The sequence below is a fragment of the Elusimicrobiota bacterium genome, from assembly GCA_016721625.1.
Classification (GTDB): Bacteria; Elusimicrobiota; Elusimicrobia; order FEN-1173; family FEN-1173; genus JADKHR01.
In genome coordinates, this window is the sequence record JADKHR010000001.1 from 1116900 (window position 1) to 1133427 (window position 16528).

Annotated in this window: 17 protein-coding genes; 3 read left to right on the forward strand and 14 right to left on the reverse strand. The window is 59.0% G+C overall.

The window, feature by feature from the left end; genetic code table 11:
- Window positions 1-29 precede the first annotated feature (29 nt).
- The 6 genes from IPP35_04700 to IPP35_04725 form a co-directional block, all read right to left on the reverse strand.
- Window positions 30-914 carry a 2-oxoacid:ferredoxin oxidoreductase subunit beta gene (locus IPP35_04700; protein ID MBL0058401.1) on the reverse strand — a complete coding sequence of 295 codons (885 nt, stop codon included), beginning with the start codon at window positions 912-914 and terminating at the stop codon, window positions 30-32.
- Window positions 915-940: 26 nt separating this feature from the next.
- Window positions 941-2770, reverse strand: coding sequence for a 2-oxoacid:acceptor oxidoreductase subunit alpha (locus IPP35_04705; protein MBL0058402.1), 1830 nt, complete (start codon window positions 2768-2770; stop codon window positions 941-943).
- Window positions 2771-2937: 167 nt separating this feature from the next.
- Window positions 2938-4356 carry an RNB domain-containing ribonuclease gene (locus IPP35_04710; GenBank protein MBL0058403.1) on the reverse strand — a complete coding sequence of 473 codons (1419 nt, stop codon included), beginning with the start codon at window positions 4354-4356 and terminating at the stop codon, window positions 2938-2940.
- Window positions 4357-4426: 70 nt separating this feature from the next.
- On the reverse strand, window positions 4427-5341 hold the full coding sequence (locus tag IPP35_04715) for an SPFH/Band 7/PHB domain protein (protein MBL0058404.1): 915 nt from the start codon (window positions 5339-5341) through the stop codon (window positions 4427-4429).
- A complete protein-coding gene (locus IPP35_04720) occupies window positions 5341-6318 on the reverse strand; it encodes an SPFH domain-containing protein (GenBank protein MBL0058405.1) in 978 nt (325 codons plus the stop codon). The genes IPP35_04715 and IPP35_04720 overlap by 1 nt, the downstream gene beginning before the upstream one ends.
- Before the next feature lie 167 nt (window positions 6319-6485).
- Window positions 6486-6647 (reverse strand): DNA-directed RNA polymerase, encoded by a 162-nt coding sequence (locus tag IPP35_04725; GenBank protein ID MBL0058406.1) that lies wholly within the window; start codon window positions 6645-6647, stop codon window positions 6486-6488.
- A gap of 851 nt (window positions 6648-7498) precedes the next feature.
- Between IPP35_04725 and IPP35_04730 the strand changes: the two genes are divergently transcribed.
- The 3 genes from IPP35_04730 to IPP35_04740 all read left to right on the forward strand — a co-directional run bounded on the left by IPP35_04730 (window position 7499) and on the right by IPP35_04740 (window position 9674).
- Complete coding sequence (locus IPP35_04730; GenBank protein ID MBL0058407.1) at window positions 7499-7687, forward strand: helix-turn-helix domain-containing protein; 189 nt, start codon at window positions 7499-7501, stop codon at window positions 7685-7687.
- A 129-nt stretch (window positions 7688-7816) separates the two neighbouring features.
- Entirely contained in the window at window positions 7817-8680 is an 864-nt protein-coding gene (locus tag IPP35_04735; GenBank protein ID MBL0058408.1) for a transposase family protein, read from the forward strand.
- Window positions 8681-9431: 751 nt separating this feature from the next.
- A complete protein-coding gene (locus IPP35_04740; GenBank protein MBL0058409.1) occupies window positions 9432-9674 on the forward strand; it encodes a hypothetical protein in 243 nt (80 codons plus the stop codon).
- A gap of 1479 nt (window positions 9675-11153) precedes the next feature.
- On the opposite strand, the gene IPP35_04745 is transcribed toward IPP35_04740, so the two are convergent.
- The 8 genes from IPP35_04745 to IPP35_04780 all read right to left on the reverse strand — a co-directional run bounded on the left by IPP35_04745 (window position 11154) and on the right by IPP35_04780 (window position 16467).
- Window positions 11154-11948, reverse strand: a complete 795-nt coding sequence (locus IPP35_04745; GenBank protein MBL0058410.1) for a hypothetical protein — start codon at window positions 11946-11948, stop codon at window positions 11154-11156.
- Between the two features lie 26 nt (window positions 11949-11974).
- Complete coding sequence (locus IPP35_04750; protein ID MBL0058411.1) at window positions 11975-12259, reverse strand: metal-sensing transcriptional repressor; 285 nt, start codon at window positions 12257-12259, stop codon at window positions 11975-11977.
- Window positions 12260-12376: 117 nt separating this feature from the next.
- Window positions 12377-13417 (reverse strand): DUF2726 domain-containing protein, encoded by a 1041-nt coding sequence (locus IPP35_04755; GenBank protein MBL0058412.1) that lies wholly within the window; start codon window positions 13415-13417, stop codon window positions 12377-12379.
- Window positions 13418-13453: 36 nt separating this feature from the next.
- Window positions 13454-14479 (reverse strand): cation transporter, encoded by a 1026-nt coding sequence (locus tag IPP35_04760; protein ID MBL0058413.1) that lies wholly within the window; start codon window positions 14477-14479, stop codon window positions 13454-13456.
- Entirely contained in the window at window positions 14451-14648 is a 198-nt protein-coding gene (locus IPP35_04765; GenBank protein ID MBL0058414.1) for a hypothetical protein, read from the reverse strand. The genes IPP35_04760 and IPP35_04765 overlap by 29 nt, the downstream gene beginning before the upstream one ends.
- Before the next feature lie 12 nt (window positions 14649-14660).
- Window positions 14661-15449, reverse strand: a complete 789-nt coding sequence (locus IPP35_04770) for a ZIP family metal transporter (GenBank protein MBL0058415.1) — start codon at window positions 15447-15449, stop codon at window positions 14661-14663.
- A 21-nt stretch (window positions 15450-15470) separates the two neighbouring features.
- Window positions 15471-16100 carry a cation transporter gene (locus IPP35_04775; protein ID MBL0058416.1) on the reverse strand — a complete coding sequence of 210 codons (630 nt, stop codon included), beginning with the start codon at window positions 16098-16100 and terminating at the stop codon, window positions 15471-15473.
- Complete coding sequence (locus IPP35_04780; protein ID MBL0058417.1) at window positions 16078-16467, reverse strand: winged helix-turn-helix transcriptional regulator; 390 nt, start codon at window positions 16465-16467, stop codon at window positions 16078-16080. Before IPP35_04780 ends, IPP35_04775 begins: the two co-directional genes overlap by 23 nt.
- Between the last annotated feature and the right edge of the window lie 61 nt (window positions 16468-16528).

Genomic DNA, 16528 nt, shown 5'->3' on the forward strand with positions numbered 1-16528 from the left:
TCTGTGAAAAAGACGAGGATGAAAAGGCGTTACATGAATTCCTGAACGACGGCCTTCCAATCGTTGTCCGAGAGGCCCAACGAATGTTTCACGAGGGGACCGAACTCCGAGAGGGCGGGGTCCTGCTGTTCGTAGGTGGGGCGCTCCACCTGGTAGAGGACGCCCAGGGCGATGCGTTGGTCCCATTCAAGGCTGGCCTTAAGCGCCGCTTCGATGTTCGTGGCGTCGTGGCCCTTATCCGCCAGCTTGTAGACCCGCTCGCGAAACCAGGCGTAGGTGTTCATTTTGTTGTAGGTGACGCAGGGGCTCAAGACGTCCACCAGGGAGAACCCTTTGTGCGCGATGGCTTTGGTCATGATCTCGGCCAATCCGTTGGCGTCGCCGGAAAATCCCCTGGCCACGAAAGACGCGCCGGCCATGAGAGCGATCCCCAGGGGGTTCAGTGCATTTTCGATGTTCCCGCCGGGTGTGGATTTCGTTTTGATCCCTTTGGTGGTGGTCGGGGACGTCTGGCCGGTGGTCAGCCCGTAGATTTGATTGTTCATGACGATGTAGGTCATGTCGATGTTCCGGCGCACCGCGTGGACGAAGTGGCCCACGCCGATCCCATAGCCGTCGCCGTCGCCCCCCGTGGCCACCACGGTGAGGTCGTGATTTCCCAGCTTGACGCCCTGGGCCACCGCGACCCCACGGCCGTGCAGGGTGTGCATGCCGTAGGAATGGATGAAACCAGGGAGGTTGGAGGAACAGCCGATGCCGCTCACGACGACCAGGTTCTTGGGGTTGATGTCCAGGGTGGCGCAGGCTGTTTGGAGGGAATTCAACACTCCGAAATCACCGCACCCGGGACACCAGGTGGGTTTGATCTCCGAGCGAAATTTTGACGCCGCTTGGGGGGTGGCAAGTTCAACCATAGGGGTTTCTCCTTGTGGGGTTGGGTTTACGCGGTGACCGCGACCCGTTTAATCGCAATATCCAATTCGGCCGTCACCAAATGTTGAACTTCCGGGGCGCCGGGTTTCAAGAGTCCTTTCACACGCTCTAAAAGCGGCGCGAAATAGAAAGGTTCCCCGTCGAATTTTCGGATGTGGTGAGGAAGGGAAAGGCCGGTCTCCTGGCGGAGCAGTTTGGCAAAAAGGCCCGAGTAATTGTTTTCAATCATCACGGCTTTCTTCGCGCCCCGCAGTTCTTTCAGCGCCGCGTCCGCAGGGAAAGGCCAGACAATGCGGAACTGCAGGTGGTTGACTTTGACTCCTTCTTTTTCCAAGGCCAGGCGGATGTTTTTCAAGGTCTTGTAGGTGGACCCCCACCCCACCAGCGTGAGGTCGGCGTCGGCGGGCCCTTCCTTCACGATGGACTGCCCCGCCACTTCCCGCGCCAAACCGTCCATCTTGCGGAAGCGTTTCTGTACCATTTTAACGCGGGTGGTCGGGTTCGTGAAGATGTCTGAAATCAGGCACCCGTCCTCATCATGCTCGTCGGAAGCGGCCACGTGCTGGCCCCCCTCGAGCCCGGGGAAGACCCGGGGAGACACGCCGGAGGGCGTGTCTTTGTAGCGCTTGTAATCGTCCCCGCTAAGGGAAGAAACGATGTCCCCCCGTTCGATGGGGACTTTGTTCGTCAGGGCCGAGGGATCCACGGTTTCCATGTGTTCGGAGAGAAGCAGGTCCGACAAGAGGATGACGGGAAGTTGGTATTTCTCCGCAATGTTCAAGGACTGAATGGTGGAATGGTAGGCGTCTTCCACCGTGATGGGGGTGAGGATCGCCTTGGGGTATTCGCCCTGGCTGGCGCCCAGGGCCTGAAACAGATCCCCCTGTTCCGTTTTCGTGGGAAGACCGGTGGAGGGGCCGCCCCGTTGAACCAAGACCGCCACCACGGGTATTTCCGTGATGCCGGCCAATCCCAGGGCTTCGGTCATCAGGGCAAACCCGCCCCCCGACGTGCCCGTCATGGCCCGGACCCCGGAGAACCCGGCGCCGATGGCCATATTGATGGAGGCGATTTCATCTTCGCATTGTTTCATGACCACGCCGTATTTTCCGGACCGCGGAGCCAGCCAGTGCATGATGGCCGAGGCGGGCGTCATGGGATAAGCGGAATAGAAGGTGCAACCGCCCGCCACCGCGCCCAGGGCGATGGCTTGGTTCGCGCCCAAGAGCATGCGGCGTTGGCCGTCGCCTTTCAATTGAATGTCGCCCAGGGTCTGGAACTTGGACTTGGCGTAATCGAACCCCTTTTGGGCGACCTTGACGTTCAAGTCGGCGATTTCAGCTTTCTTCTTCCCAAATTGGGATCGAATGGCTGTTTCAAAAACATCCCAGGAAAGGCCCAGAAGGTAAACCAATACCCCGCAAGCCAGGGTGTTCTGCATGACGGGATTTCGGCCGAACTCGGCCGTTAAATCTCCCACGGGAATCCCGTAGGCCATGGCCCCGGCCGGGAGGAGCGCCGGATCCAGCTTGACCTTATCGCTGTTGAAAATGAAACCCCGTCCTGCCGAGCGATTCACGGAGTTGAGATGATAATCAATGGAATCTTGGTTCAGGGCGATCATGAGGTCGAAGCCGTCCCCCTGGGTGTAGACCGGCTCCGAGCCCGTCTGAAACTGATAAACCACGTGCCCGCCGCGGATGACCGATTGGTAGGAGCTCTGGGCGAAATAATGCAAACCGCTCCGACTGCAGGTTTTCGCCAGAATTTCACCCGTGGACGCCACGCCGTCGCCGGCCGCGCCACCGATCCAAATCGTTGCTGATTTTTTTTCCATGGGGAATGTATCCTCCTCAATTATAAAAGCTGACCTTCGGAGACCGACGCCGCTCGCTGGCCTACAGCGCTGACTCGTCTTTGAGCAACGAACACCGGTGGGATTTAAACATGACTATTTTAATAATATATTATTTTTCTGTCAACTCGTCGTCGGAAGAGCGGTTTTTACAAAAGGGTGAAATCGATGTGGCCTTTCCAGGGATTGGTGGATTGGAGGCGCACTCGCACCGCGTCGCCGACGCCCAGCTTCCCCGTGTCGCCCAGAACGCGGCCTTCCACCGGGGGATGGGACAGGCGCACCCAGGTGCCTTTCTCTCCCGCGCCCGTCACCAAGCCATCGAAAGTTTCGCCCAGGCGGGGTTCCATCATCACGGCCGCCAGGCATTTGCGAACCAAACGCTCGACTTTGTTGGCGTCGTCTTCTTTGGCGGTGCAATGGGTCGCCAGCGTCGCCATATCTTCCGGACTCGCGGGGCTTTTCCGTCCGAGGAAAGCCGCCTTCAAAAGACGTTGGGTGAAAAGGTCGGGATAACGCCGGTTGGGGGCCGTGGAGTGGGCGTACCCCTGGACGGCAAGCCCGAAATGGCCCAGGGGCTTTTCTCCGGGCCCTTGGACGCAATATTCCCCGCGACCTAACAGTTTGATGATCGAAAGCGACAAATCCTGAAAGGTCTCCGGGGATTCCCGCCTTCGTTTTTGCAAAAATCCCTCCAAGCTCCTGGCATCGGGTTCCTTGGGAAGGTCCCCGCCCTGCCGGGCCGCCAGTTCCACGATGCGGTCCCACTGTTTCGGCGTGCGGACCACCCGGCGAAGGCTCGGGAAACCCCGCCCTTCCAGGAAACCCGCGGTGACCTGGTTGGCCGCGATCATGAAATCCTCAATCAATTGGGCCGCGCGGTTGGGCTCCCGAACATCCATATGGATTTGACCGTCGGGAGAAACCGTCGGGCGGAACTCCGCCGTGTGCAACGTCAGGGCGCCGGCCTCGTGCCGCCGGTTTCGGAGGGCCTGGGCCGCGCCGTCTTGAAGCCGGAGTTGTTCCTGAAGGGCGGGGTCCCGGCGAATCCGTTCGGCCGCTCCCCCGGAAACGTCTCCGCGCCCCTCTAACCACGCCGCCACGGCGTTGTAGGTGAGCCGCGCCCGGTTCAAAACCAGGGCCGGATAAACGGAAGTGTCTTTCACCGCGCCGTCCGCGGCGACGAAGAGTTCGGCCACCACGGCCAAACGCTTTTCCCCTTCGTTCAAGGACGTGAGGTGGGTGGAATACCGTTCGGGAAGCATGGGGAAGGTCTGCACCCCGGTGTAGATGGAGGTGGTGTTGGTTCGCGCGGCCCCGTCGGTGGAAGAGGCGGCGGGAACGAACCCGTCCACGTCGGCGATCCCCACGAACACCCGCGTGCCACCGTCCTCTTTCCGGACGAATTCAATCTGGTCCAGGTCCCTGGAATCGTCGTTGTCGATGGAGGACCACAACCATCCCGTGAGGTCTTTCCGTGCGATCCCGTCCAAGCGGGGTTCCCCCGCCCGCTCCGCCTCGCGGAGGGAAGCCTCGGGAAACTGCACCAGGAACCCCCGGTCCAGCATGGCCTGCCTCGCCACCGCCCGCAGGTCCACGGAGGGGCCGTTGGTCAAGCGGGCCTCTTCCGATTCAGGCTCAATTTGTCTCGGGGTCCTTGGGGGTTCCGGCGACGCTGAATTGGGTCAGGAGATCCTCCCGGGAACGAGGCGGGAGGACGGTGATTTCCGCGTCGCCCTCCATGATCCGCTGGGTCTCCAAAATTTTAAAAAGAACCTCGGAAACCTGTTTGTCCTGGGCCAGGCGCTGAAGTTCCTGGCCGACAATTTCCGAGCGGATGGCGGCGGCGCGGGCGAATTCGGCGGCCGCTTCTTTCTCGGCGGTGCTGGCGATGATGTTGACCCGGTTGGACCCGTCCTGCCGGATGGCCGAGGTCACCTGGCGGAGACGGTTGACGACCTTCTCCTCGATCTGGTGGATCATGCCGGCGTCCCGGAAATGCACTTTTCGGATATAAACCGATCCCACCTGGTATCCCCATTCCTTGGAGTCGTCGGACACCTCGTCCCGCACCGTCTGGCTCATGCCGTGCCGGTTGACCAGCATGTCGGCGAGCTTGAGGTTGGAGAGGCACCGCACGGTGGCGTTGGAGACGTTGGCCCGGAGGGACCCTCGAGGGTCCGCGTTTCGGAACACGTGAGCCACGGGATCGACGATGGACATTTCATACCAGACCCCGATGCCCATGGGCGCCCCTTCCTCGGAGTTCACGGGGTTGCTCCGGCTGTATTCCTGGTCCAGCCGGAGATCCCGAAGGTGGCATTGGCCGAGGAGGTTCACGATCAGGGCCCCCGGCCCTAATTTGAACCAGAGCAGGTGGAGGCCCGGCTCATCTATGACGCCCAAGACGTTTCCAAAAAGGACGTAGACCCGCGCCTCCCGCTCGCCGACCACGGCGTAGAAACCGATGAAGCGGAGAAATCCCAGGACCAGGCCTTCCAGCATGAACCCCGCCAGGAGGACGCCGACGATGACAACCCAAGAGGGGAACATCACGCTTCCCCTTCCACAATCACCTTCCGGGCCTTCTTAAAGAGCGTCAATTTGACGTTCCGCAAATAAAGGTTCAACGCGTCGGGGCCGCTCTTCCTCAATATCGCCAACTGTTCGCCGAGCTGTTTAAGGAGCTGGACCTCGGCTTGGGCCTTCAACGTTTCAATTTCCACGGCCTTTTTGGATTGGACAATTTTCTGGTCCGCGGAGGCGTCCGCGAGGCTGATTTCGGAGGAGACTTGATTGTGGGCAGTGTTGATGGCGGCCAGGGCGGATTCCACGTCCACCGGCGGTTCGATCTCGGTGATGAGAGCCGCGTCCAAACCCATCCCGTAACGGGAAATGGAGGTGCGGCATTCCTCCTCCATGCGGCGGTTGATCTCGCTGATGTTTTTCCGTAAGTCGTTGATCGAAATGCCGGGGACATGGCTGGAGGCCAAGGGAGCGTCCGCCAAAACCGGAGCCTCGAAATTGGCGATCCGTTCCCGCAGGATGGCCACGAAGTAGCCCATCACATGGACGATGGGATTTTTGACGCCGAAGAGGAAAGCGTAGAGGTTCCGTTCGCTCACCGCGTAACGGATCTGGCCTTTAAGGCCCGTGTTCAAATGGTCTTTGGTGACGGCCTCCAATACCTTGCCGCTTTGGTTGGCCGCGACGGATTCCGGATCGAAGGCGATGTTCGCGGTTTGGGTGGCGATCGAAACCTTAAAAACGGCCTGCCAGGGGAACTTAAAGTGCAGGCCGGGGGGAACGACAACCACCTGGGGATAGGCGTAGCGTTCCCGCTCGTCCGGCCGGAGCGCGGCGGCCAGCGGATCGTCCAGGGACGTGAACGCCCCCCGCCGCGAGGCCCGCCCGAACGTGGTGATGACCGCCCGTTCGTTTTGATCGACGGTAAAAAATCCCGTCAAGATCACCCGAAGGGCAAACCAGAGGCCCAGCCCGATGAATATCGAATCCGCGAGATTTCCCATTTCCACCCCTTTGCCTTGGACGACGAAAATAAACCACCCTGAAATGAACAGGGGGGCTTATTTCGATGAAGGAGACCTAGGTGAAGCTTTCCAACGATGCCCCCTGCTTCGGCTAAACCCTCCGTCCGTGATTAAACGGAGGCGGCCGAACCCAGAGAGTTGTTTATCTAACGGCCGCTGTTCTTTCGTTTCGAGAAACAATCCTTGCAATAAACGGGACGATCCCCGGTGGGTTTAAAGGGAACATCGCATTCCTTCTTGCATTCCGCGCAAACCGCCTTATGTTTCTCTCGTGGTCCGCCGAAACCGCCGCCTGGTTGATTGTCCATGATGCCCCCTAATTGGATTAACAAAATTCACTGAAGCCAAAATCTAACATATTCGGGGTCTTCTCGGTTTTATGTGTGCAAAACGGGAAAGGCCCTATAGCGGGAGCGGACCGGCGGGACCGTCTTACATTGATTCTCGGACCCGTTCCATCCCGACCCATAATGTCATTTTTGGAATGGGCGGAGGTCGATTGAATTCCATCAGGCAGGTCAAACGGGGGTGTGTAACGGCCGCTCCCTCGCGGCATTTCCACTGGCGCGGTCTGGATTTGAACCCGCGACCTCCAGCGGAGGGTTCGGCCCTCTGGGCCGCCGCGGGCCCTCGTAGCTCTGCGAAGGGGGTCCGGGCCACCAACGATACCATCGACAAAGGACTGACTTTAAAGCGGGTGAGTAACGGGATTTCCCCTTCCCCCGGCGCTTCGCGCCTCCTCCAGGGGCCGGCCACCCTCGCTGTCGCAGGCCTTCAGCCTGCTTTTCCGCCATTCATGGCGGCGCTTCGGGTTGGCTTCAAATCCCATCAGGTTAATTAAAAATGGGGTGCTTTTAAAAATTTGAAAACTATTCCTCTTGACTTCCCAAATGTAGCCCATTCCTATTGGGACAATTTCCGCCTGACGGGAGATTACTACATCAGACCTACGCGGTTGACCCTGTAGCATGGGCTTCCAGCCCATGTGGTTTTGTGGTGCCCCTTTATCGTTCCGAACGGATCGACGAACGTGATAAAGCATTTTCCTTCTCCCGTCCGTGGGAGAAGGGTCGCGTGGGTATAAACCGGGTACACTGGTAACAGAATAGACCGGGCACATGGGTAACAGGTACAACAAAGGGCAAGGAGGGACACACCTATGCCCTGGAGAGAGACCTACCCCATGGAAGAGCGATTGAAATACATTGGCGATTGGCTGAAGGATGAAGAGCCCATGACGGATCTGTGCCGGATCTACGGCATCAGTCGAAAAACTGGGTACAAGTGGATTGAACGGTATCAGACGCATGGATTGGATGGTTTGAAGGAGATGAGCCGAGCCGCATAGCCATCCCAATCAGACCCCCGCGTTGACGGAAGAAGGGCTGGTTCTGTTTCGGCATCAGCACCCGCATTGGGGCCGCGCAAATTGGTCCATCGGCTAAAGGAAATCCGGCCAAACGAGATTTGGCCGGCGGTGAGCACAGCGGGAGCGATTCTGAAGCGCCACGGGCTGACGAAACCGCCACGCCGCCGAAAACGAACGCCGATTTTCGCAGGGAATGTGCGCTCGGCTTGCCGCCCCAACGACGTATGGGCTACGGATTTCAAGGGATGGTTCCGAACACGGGACGGCGGCCGGGTGGATCCGCTGACGATTACGGACCTGGCAAGTCGTTATTTGATCGAGTGCCGGGCGCTGACATCGACGACGGGAGACAACGTTCGTCCCTGGTTCGAAGCGGCTTTTCGGGAGTTCGGTCTGCCCTGGGCGATTCGATCGGATAACGGACCGCCGTTCGCCAGCGTGGGATTGGGCGGGCTGTCGCGGTTGTCGGTGTGGTGGATTCGGCTGGGGATCATTCCTGAGCGCATTCGACCCGGCCATCCGGAAGAAAATGGGTGCCACGAGAGAATGCATCGAAGTTTGGCGGAGGCGACGGTAAACCCGCCGGAGAAAAACAGCATGGCGCAACAAGGATCGTTTTGCGTTTTCCGAAAGGAGTTCAATGACGAGCGGCCCCATGAATCTTTGGGAATGGCAACGCCCGCTCGGATTTATCGTCCGTCGGAAAGAACCTATCCGCTGAAGCTCCCGGAGCTGGAATACGGAAACGGGGTCGAAGTCCGGCGCGTGAGGTCCAACGGCGAGATCAAATGGGGTGGCGACTTTATGTATGTGAGCAAAGCGTTGATCGGCGAGCAAGTAGGTTTGCGTCGTGTCGATAACGATCGGTGGACGATTCATTTTGGCCCTGTTCCTTTGGCGATGTACGATGCGTCGAACAAACAATTGCAACCTTTTGATTCAGTAAAACTGTCACCCATGTGCCCGGTCTAAAGTGTTACCTATGATCCGGGTTGCACAGTGTGCCAGTGGCACACGTTAGCGACGGGCCGAAAAGGCCCCGGGTCCGAAGGACACCGAAGGGACGGATGAGGGGCGGTTTTCCGTTGACAATTCCCTCTCCCGTTGGCGGGAGAGGGCCAGGGAGAGGGTGGGCGCGTTTGACTTCGGAGGGGCCGGGAAGCGCGGGCTGCATTTTTTTTAGCCTCAATTTGTGCCCGCTATGCGGGCGCCACACCGCACCGCTGTTCTCTCCACGTTCACGTCCAATGAATGGGACAGTAAGCAGGACAAGCCCCGGGCCTTTGACCTGGCGGGGGGCCACGGTGTCCGCGCTCGAACCACCGGCCACCGAGAACCCAAGCGACTTTCCTCTCTCATCGAAAACAGACCCCGCCACAAAAGAAGAGCCCCAGCAATTTCGGGCCGGGGGAGGAAGCTCGGACCTTGGTTGAATCGCTGGACGGGAAAGAATGGGGGACCGCTCCTCTTTCGGTGGATGAAGACGACTGTTCACCAGGCCGCCCACGGCGGCGGCCTGCGCGCCTGTTAAACGCTGACGATTGATTCGTCTCCGTTGGGGTGACAAGCGGGCAACCCAACACGCGAAGAAACCCCGCGCTGAAAGAACGCCCGTCGCGGCGCATTAAACGCGCCGCAACTCCTGCCTCCGAATCCGACGTTTCCCGCCCCGATCCACAGGAAAAGCCGCGCGGCCTTTCTGGCCGCGCCCCGCTGGGCTCCGGTGGATTCGTTCCCGGCGGAGCGGTTCCGCCCCTTGCTCCGGTCGGGGAACGGAAACCCGCTGACGGTTATTTCGTCGGTCGCGGGAGATATGTTCACCGCTCCGGTTTGCGGACAATCGGCGCGCTGGACGAACGCCCGTCGCGGCGCATTAAACGCGCCGCAACTCCTGCCTCCGATTCCGACGTTGCCCGCTCCGGTCCAACGGAGAAGCCGCGCGGCCTTTTTGGCCGCGCCCCGCTAAGCTCCGGTTGATTTGTTCCCGCCGGACCGCTTCCGCCCATTGCTTCGGTATGGGAACGGAAACCTGCTAACGGTTATTTCGTCGATCGCGAGAGATATGTTCCCAGCTCCGATTTTCGGGAAATCCTTGCGCTGGACGAACGCCCGTCGCGGCGCATTAAACGCGCCGCAACTCCTGCCTCCGAATCCGACGTTTCCCGCCCCGATCCACAGGAAAAGCCGCGCGGCCTTTTTGGCCGCGCCCCGCTGAGCTCCGGTGGAATCGTTCCCGCCGGAGCGATTCCGCCCCTTGCTCCGGTTGGGGAACGGAAACCCGCTGACGGTTATTTCGTCGGTCGCGGGAGATATGTTTCCCGCTCCGGTTTGCGGAAAATCATTGCTCCGAACGAACGCCCGTCGCGGCGCATGGTTTCCGGACTAGCGTCCTCCAACCAGCCCTTCGGGCCCAGGGCCTGTTCGGCCCGCGCCAACCGTGTGCCACTGGCACACGGCGCCCTCGCCTCCCTCGGCTCGGTCATCAAACGCGCCGCAACTTCTGCCTCCGGTTCCGACGTTTCCAGCTCCGGTCCACGGGAAAAGCCGCGCGGCCAGAGGCCGCGCCCCGCTTCCGCCCCGGCCCCGCTCTGCGGGGCTCCACCTCCCGGCCCGCCGGTCACCTATCGGCTTCGCCCTTTCTTCGCGCGCGCACACCAAAATCAAGTGGAATTCGTCGGTCCGGGAGGTGGACTCAATCCCCTTCGGGGACTGAGCGGGGCGGAATTGTGCCCGTTCGGGCACATACCCCTCCGGGGTATACAGATGACATGAAAAATCAAGAATAGGGGCAACTTCTCAATCCACATCCAAACCGGGGCACGAGTGCTCGCGCCCCATTACGATCGCCAAGATGCAAGAAAATTAACTGCCGCGTCCGCAAAGACCGGCCGCTCCGCCACGTCAACAGCCAAGGCACGCGGCCTTCGGCCGCGATAGGAGCCGTCGCTCTGCTCCGGAACAATTTACGGCGTCCTGAAACTGGCCCCTCCCCCCCACGGTTCTTGCCTTCTTTCGCCCTTGGGTCACCAACGTTCTTAGTGCTTTTCTTTATCTCCGCTTCGGGTCCGACGGCCGTGGCCAGGCCCCTGCACAAAGGCAGGGGCGGGGGCGGGGCCACATCCCGCCGCCCGTACAACCCCCCCTCCCCCCTTCAAGGGCAAAATCAAAAAGATTGGCCAACACGGGCGCCGAAAGGCACGGCTTACCCGTGTCGCGGATGACCACGCGACCAGCCAAGGTCCAAATAATGCGGCCCGCCAAAAACGCGGGCCGCCAGCAATCTAAGGCGCCAAATTTCACGGCTTGCCCAATCGGCGCCCAATGGGCGCCTCAAAAAACTCAAAAGCGCTGGTGGAGATCCACCCAGCGCTTTCGATAATTGCCTACGAATGGTTAAGGGGGCCTCAATAAACCCGCGCTAGCCCCCGGTCAAGTAATTCTTGGTTCAACCATTTACCGTCCCGGTAAACCCGGCCCCACTCCATTCGTTCATCGAGGCTGTAGAACACATGACCCACAAATCTCCGTGCAAGTCTTCCTTGCTCGTCCTGATCACTATCTTTTTGGACTTCGCCATTTGATCTCGCACGTAGACAAAGGCCTCTTCTCCGCCGTCTTCTTTCAACGGCGGGGCATCCACCTCCGCCAGACGAATCCGCTGGCCAATCAACACATCAAACCCAAGGTCCAGGCGCACAAGGAGAGTATCTCCGTCGACAACTCGAAGAATTGTCGCCCGGTAAATAAAGGGTTCTCCTGCTGGGCGCTTTAATCGTTTTGGGGTGGTGCCGTTTCCCTTTGTGGGGTCTTCGCCGAAATGGTCCGCTTGGATTGCTTTCACCAGTTCGTCTCGCGTCCATTTCTTTTCTATTGCCGTTGTTTCGTAGAACTGGCGGGCCTTATCAACCTTTACCGACAAAAGTTCTCTGACATGCGCCCATGTCAATGGGGTATTTTGGGGGACGCCTTTCGGGTAATACTGATGGTAGAGAACACAACGGACCAAGGTTGTCCGGTCGGCGTGGAGTTCATTGGCCAGACGCTCCATGATCGACTGGCCATACCCCGAATTTTCTGTTATTCGCTCCCGTGCGATTCTGGCCCCGCAATTCCAATACGTCCGCATTAATTCAAAATTAGCCGCCGCTTGCGCGCGGGCCCGTCCGGCATCAATGATCTTCCTCAGGTCAAGGACCAGTTTGTCGAAATTCTGGCCGCTCAAAACCAAATTTTTCGCCATTTCTTTTCCCTTTGCAGGTGAACCCATTAACGTCGTCTCAATACCAACTCCAACCCCTCCCGCGCCTTCGCGGCCACCGTTTGGTCAATTGCCAGAGATTCCAGGTATCCTCGGAACAAATCCGCCGACACTTGGTCCGCCGCGCCCTCAATGGCGGCGGCCAGCGTCAACATCTTTTTCCAATCGTCGCCGTTGCCCACCATTCGGCGCAAGGCTTGAACTTGCCCGCCGAGGCGGGAGAGCCGCATTTGTATGGTCGTTTGAATGTTCGTCCCTACGGAAATGTCAATCCGTTTTCGGTTTTTTGCCATACGACTATCTTTCCCTCCGTGCAACTTTTCGATGGGAGAATCCTAGAAAATCCAAGCTTGATCATGACCAGGCTCGGTGGTAGAAATGGTTTTGAACCAAGGACCCCAGCCCCACCGTCACTGTTGTGTTTTTTCGCTCGTCTGTTTCGTTTTTTGAAAAAGTGTTGAAGCCCCTTCCTTCCGTTTCAGCAAACGCCAGCTGTCGGCATCCTTGCGGAAGTAACTCGTAAAAAGATGTTTATGCGACCCATCCCTAATTTCCAAAATCGTGCCCACAGGCAAACGCCCCGGTATTTCCTCCGCTGCAAATTGAAGATCCGCCGAGCGATTGTCTCTTGTGCGGTTGATCTTCTGTCCAAGAAGACGCCGTCCAATTTTCCCGTCCTTGAAATCCATCACGGCGACATATTCCTTTTTCAAGTGGTTCCATGTGGTCGGGTAATCGGGTTCCTGCGGCACACCAACGAGTGTGCCCAAGAAGGTTTCAAAACGATTCCCGAGAGACGTTTTTCCCCATTCGGATAAGACGGTCCGCGTTGAAACCACATGCGCCGCTTGATCGACGGGCGGCAACTTCTCCATCTTGCCGCTTCCGACTTCATGCAGTGGGATTCCGGCGGCTTCCAAGAACTTGCGTTTAAGCGCATCACGTTTCCGGTTGTCCTCTTCCGCGTGTCCGCCCCCCTGATATTCAAAAACCAAGCGTGGAAATCCATCTCGGTCACAGACAAGAAAATCCACCCGACATGTCAGAAAATACCAACGGTCCGCTTTCTCAGCAATGATCGATTCCGCCGCCCCCACCCGTATAAACGCCGCCAAAGGCACCTCGGGGAAAACGAAAGCGTAGGCCCTCTTTAAGGTTCTGTATAGCTCCACGGCTTTCGGTTTTCCCAAAACCGACATGGTTTTTCCGTTCCGGGGATCAAGCAAAAGCATTTCCCGCAATTCCGGCAACAGGTGGACCCGGTTCCCCTTCTCAATCTCAATCAAGTCCATCCTTGCCAAGTTCCGCATTAAACCTTTCATCGCTTCCCCGCCAACACCAACGCAAACGGCGGCCTTCTCGGCATCTCCCTCACGAGCCAGCTCCACGAGGAAAGCGTATTCCAGATCGTTTAAACCTTCGTGAGCGCCCGATTCGACGGCGCTCTCCATCGCTTTTTTCCTTACCGAAAGTTTCATCGTCATTCTTTAATGCGTATGGACAGGAAGGCCGTCATGGGAGTGGGGCGCGAAACGGTGACGATCGTCATCAAGCTCCCCAAGCGGATGAACATGGACCAGTGCTCCGGAAAGACTTTTTACATGATGGAGAAGCTGATGATGGACCTCTTTGGCGACAGCGTGCCCTTCGGAAACAGACATTTTAGGGTCCACGGCCACGTTGATTTCAGCTTGAAGACGGTGGCCGATCCATCGAGCGCGGGCCTCCGTCACGCCCCGCACGCCAGCGGCGTGGCGAGCGGCGTGATCGATTTCGTCCAGCACCTCTGGTTCAACCCCGTCGAGCATCCGAGCAAAAACTGTTTTGGCGGATTGAAAGACGATACCGAGAATGGCGATGGTGATGAGGAGGCCGATCACGGGGTCCGCCAGGGGAAAGCCCAACTTGACGCCGATGGCGCCCAGGAGGACGGCAAGGCTGGTGAACCCGTCCGCTCCGGAGTGATATCCGTCGGCCACCAGGGCCGCGCTCTCGATCTCTTTGCCGACGCGAATACGGAACACAGCCACGGCCTCGTTCCCGATGAATCCAACAAGGGAAGCGGCGATCACGGCCCACAAATGAGTGACGGGCTGGGGATGGAAGAGTCGTCGGACCGATTCGTACCCCGCAACGGAAGCGCTTAAGAGGATGAGAAGGACGATGATGAGCCCAGCCAAGTCCTCGGATCGGCCGAGACCATAGGGAAAATCCCGCGTGGGTTTCCGACGGGCGAGGAGAAAGGCGAACCCCAGGGGAATGGCGCTGGCCGCGTCGGCGAAGTTGTGGATGGTGTCGGCCAAGAGGGCCACACTCCCCGAGAAGAGAATAACCACCGTTTGAATCAGGGCCGTGGCCATCAAACCCCAGAAAGACAACTTGACCGCCCAAAGGCCCCGCCCGGTGCTGATGATGGAGGGATCCACGGGCCCGTGGGTATGTCCGTGCACGTGGGAGTGTCCATGCTCTGCCATAAATGTCTCCTTAAAAAGACAGGATTCTTTCGGAACCATCCACCCATGCGGCCAAGTCCTTCATGGTCCCAGGGCATGCGTCACGAAAGAACGTCGTGAGCGGGAGGAAGGCGAGAAGGCCACCCCCCAGGACGCTCCGCTTGGACAGCTCCGAGACGGCCACGACCAGGACGACGGTGATGATGAACTTGACGACGATATAGGCCAATTCAGCGCCTTTTTAGAATCCAACCAAGACCAGGACCATCTCCGTGGCGAAGGCGACGGAGAAGCCCACCAGGAGCCCTATCTCCACGATGGTTTCACCCTTGAGGTGCCGCCCTAGGTGCATCAGTTCGCCGATGAGGTAGAGGAGCGTTCCGGCGGCGAGGGACATGGTGAAAATCTTGAGGACGTCGGACTGCCAGTAGCTCCCCAGGATGGCGCCGAGGAAGGTGGGGCCGCCGCCGATGAGTCCCATGGTGAGGAGAAACTTCCAAGATGGTTTCTGGCCCGAGAGCGGCGCCGCGATGCCGAAACCTTCCGTCGCGTTGTGGAGGCCGAACCCCAGGGCCAGGAGGATGGCCAGCTTATGGTCGCCCCAGGAGTAGGCTTGGGCGATGGCCATGCCCTCCGTCAGGTTGTGGATGCCGATGCCCGTCGCGATCATCTTGGAAATGTGCCGCCCGCGTTCGCCGGGCGTGGAGACCTCGTCTTTGCCTTCGTGGATGAAAGCCCTCTCGAAATAGATCATGCCCAGGAGGCCGCAGGATAGGCCGAGGATGAGCAGCCCGCTGTAGAGGAGAGCGTTGTGGAGCTGCGGGAACCCATCAACCGATGACTTAAAGAGGTCCTCGATCCATTCCATCATCTGGCCCATGATCTCCAGGAGCAGGAAGAGGACGATGCCGGTGGACGCGGCGTTCAAGAAGCCCCGCGTCTTTTCTCCGACCCGCGGAAGGACGGCGATGGGCAATCCCAGGAAGATGGTGGCGCCCGCGATGGCGCCCAAAGTGATTTGAAACGGCATTTTGATGCCTCCTATCTTGCGTTATTGGTCCTCGCGGGAGTCATTGGATTCTTCCAAAGCTTCCCATCCTTCCTTGACAATGAAGCCGGCCATGACGAGGCCCGCCAAAGGATCGGCCCACCACCAGCCCCAAAGAGCGTTCATGCCCAGGCCGAGGAGCAGGATGATGGACAGCCAAGCGCAGACCATGGTCTCCACGGCGTCGGCAGCCAGGGCCTTGCTATCGAGGTCCCGGGCCGTCTTTCGTTTCGCGAGGCCGACCCAGGGCATGACGATGGAAGAAAGGATGGAAAGGCCGATGCCGACGAGGCTTTCTTTCGAGGTCTCCCGCAGCCACAAGGCCCTTGCCGACTCATAGGCCACGTAGGCGGCTAAAAGAAAGAAGGTGACGGCCACGATCCGAAGGGCCAGCCGTTCAGCCGCAAGCTCCTCATCGGGCGAGCCCGTCTTCTTCAGACGCCAAATGAGGGTGGCCGCCGACGTCACTTCGATGAAACTGTCCAGCCCGAAGCCGACCAAGGCGACGCTTCCCGCCGCGACCCCCGCGCCGATGGCGACGAAGCCTTCGATCACGTTCCAGCCGACCGTCAAGTACTCCAGCCGGAGGGCCCGGCGGAGGAGGACGTTCCTATTTTCGGATGGGAGAGTCATGGAATTCTTTTTTCATCGGCTGGAACCTCGTCACGCACTTCCCGTCCCGGCGCCTTTTTAGGCAAAGACGGAACAGACCCGCTTCTTTTCCGGATTCCTTGGAGATGCGGTCCAATAGCAGGGACAGCCAGGGCTTCTCCCGTTTCCAGAAGTCCTCGCGAATCGAGAAATATACCCACTTCCCCGCCGGGCGCTCCTTTAAAGCCCCCAGCGTCTTGAGTTTTTTCAGGTGGGCGGAGGCCAGCGGCTGGGACAACCCGACAATCCCCTCCAGTTCGCAGACGCAGAGTTCCTTCTTGGCCAGGAGGGACAGGATTTTAAGCCTTCGGGGATCGGCGATCGCTTTAACGAGACCGATGGTGTCCATCACGCTCTCCAATCATATAAACCAACGTTTATATTATATCCGCCCCCGTCTTCCGCGTCAA

Coding starts and splice junctions, on each gene's coding strand:
- IPP35_04725 (MBL0058406.1), bottom strand. CDS start 6,647: ATGGACAATCAACCAGGCGGCGGTTTCGGCGGACCACGAGAGAAACAT.
- IPP35_04700 (MBL0058401.1), bottom strand. CDS start 914: ATGGTTGAACTTGCCACCCCCCAAGCGGCGTCAAAATTTCGCTCGGAG.
- IPP35_04780 (MBL0058417.1), bottom strand. CDS start 16,467: ATGGACACCATCGGTCTCGTTAAAGCGATCGCCGATCCCCGAAGGCTT.
- IPP35_04755 (MBL0058412.1), bottom strand. CDS start 13,417: ATGGAGAGCGCCGTCGAATCGGGCGCTCACGAAGGTTTAAACGATCTG.
- IPP35_04770 (MBL0058415.1), bottom strand. CDS start 15,449: ATGCCGTTTCAAATCACTTTGGGCGCCATCGCGGGCGCCACCATCTTC.
- IPP35_04710 (MBL0058403.1), bottom strand. CDS start 4,356: ATGCTGGACCGGGGGTTCCTGGTGCAGTTTCCCGAGGCTTCCCTCCGC.
- IPP35_04750 (MBL0058411.1), bottom strand. CDS start 12,259: ATGGCAAAAAACCGAAAACGGATTGACATTTCCGTAGGGACGAACATT.
- IPP35_04775 (MBL0058416.1), bottom strand. CDS start 16,100: ATGACTCTCCCATCCGAAAATAGGAACGTCCTCCTCCGCCGGGCCCTC.
- IPP35_04720 (MBL0058405.1), bottom strand. CDS start 6,318: ATGGGAAATCTCGCGGATTCGATATTCATCGGGCTGGGCCTCTGGTTT.
- IPP35_04705 (MBL0058402.1), bottom strand. CDS start 2,770: ATGGAAAAAAAATCAGCAACGATTTGGATCGGTGGCGCGGCCGGCGAC.
- IPP35_04715 (MBL0058404.1), bottom strand. CDS start 5,341: ATGTTCCCCTCTTGGGTTGTCATCGTCGGCGTCCTCCTGGCGGGGTTC.
- IPP35_04745 (MBL0058410.1), bottom strand. CDS start 11,948: ATGGCGAAAAATTTGGTTTTGAGCGGCCAGAATTTCGACAAACTGGTC.
- IPP35_04760 (MBL0058413.1), bottom strand. CDS start 14,479: ATGGTTCCGAAAGAATCCTGTCTTTTTAAGGAGACATTTATGGCAGAG.
- IPP35_04730 (MBL0058407.1), top strand. CDS start 7,499: ATGCCCTGGAGAGAGACCTACCCCATGGAAGAGCGATTGAAATACATT.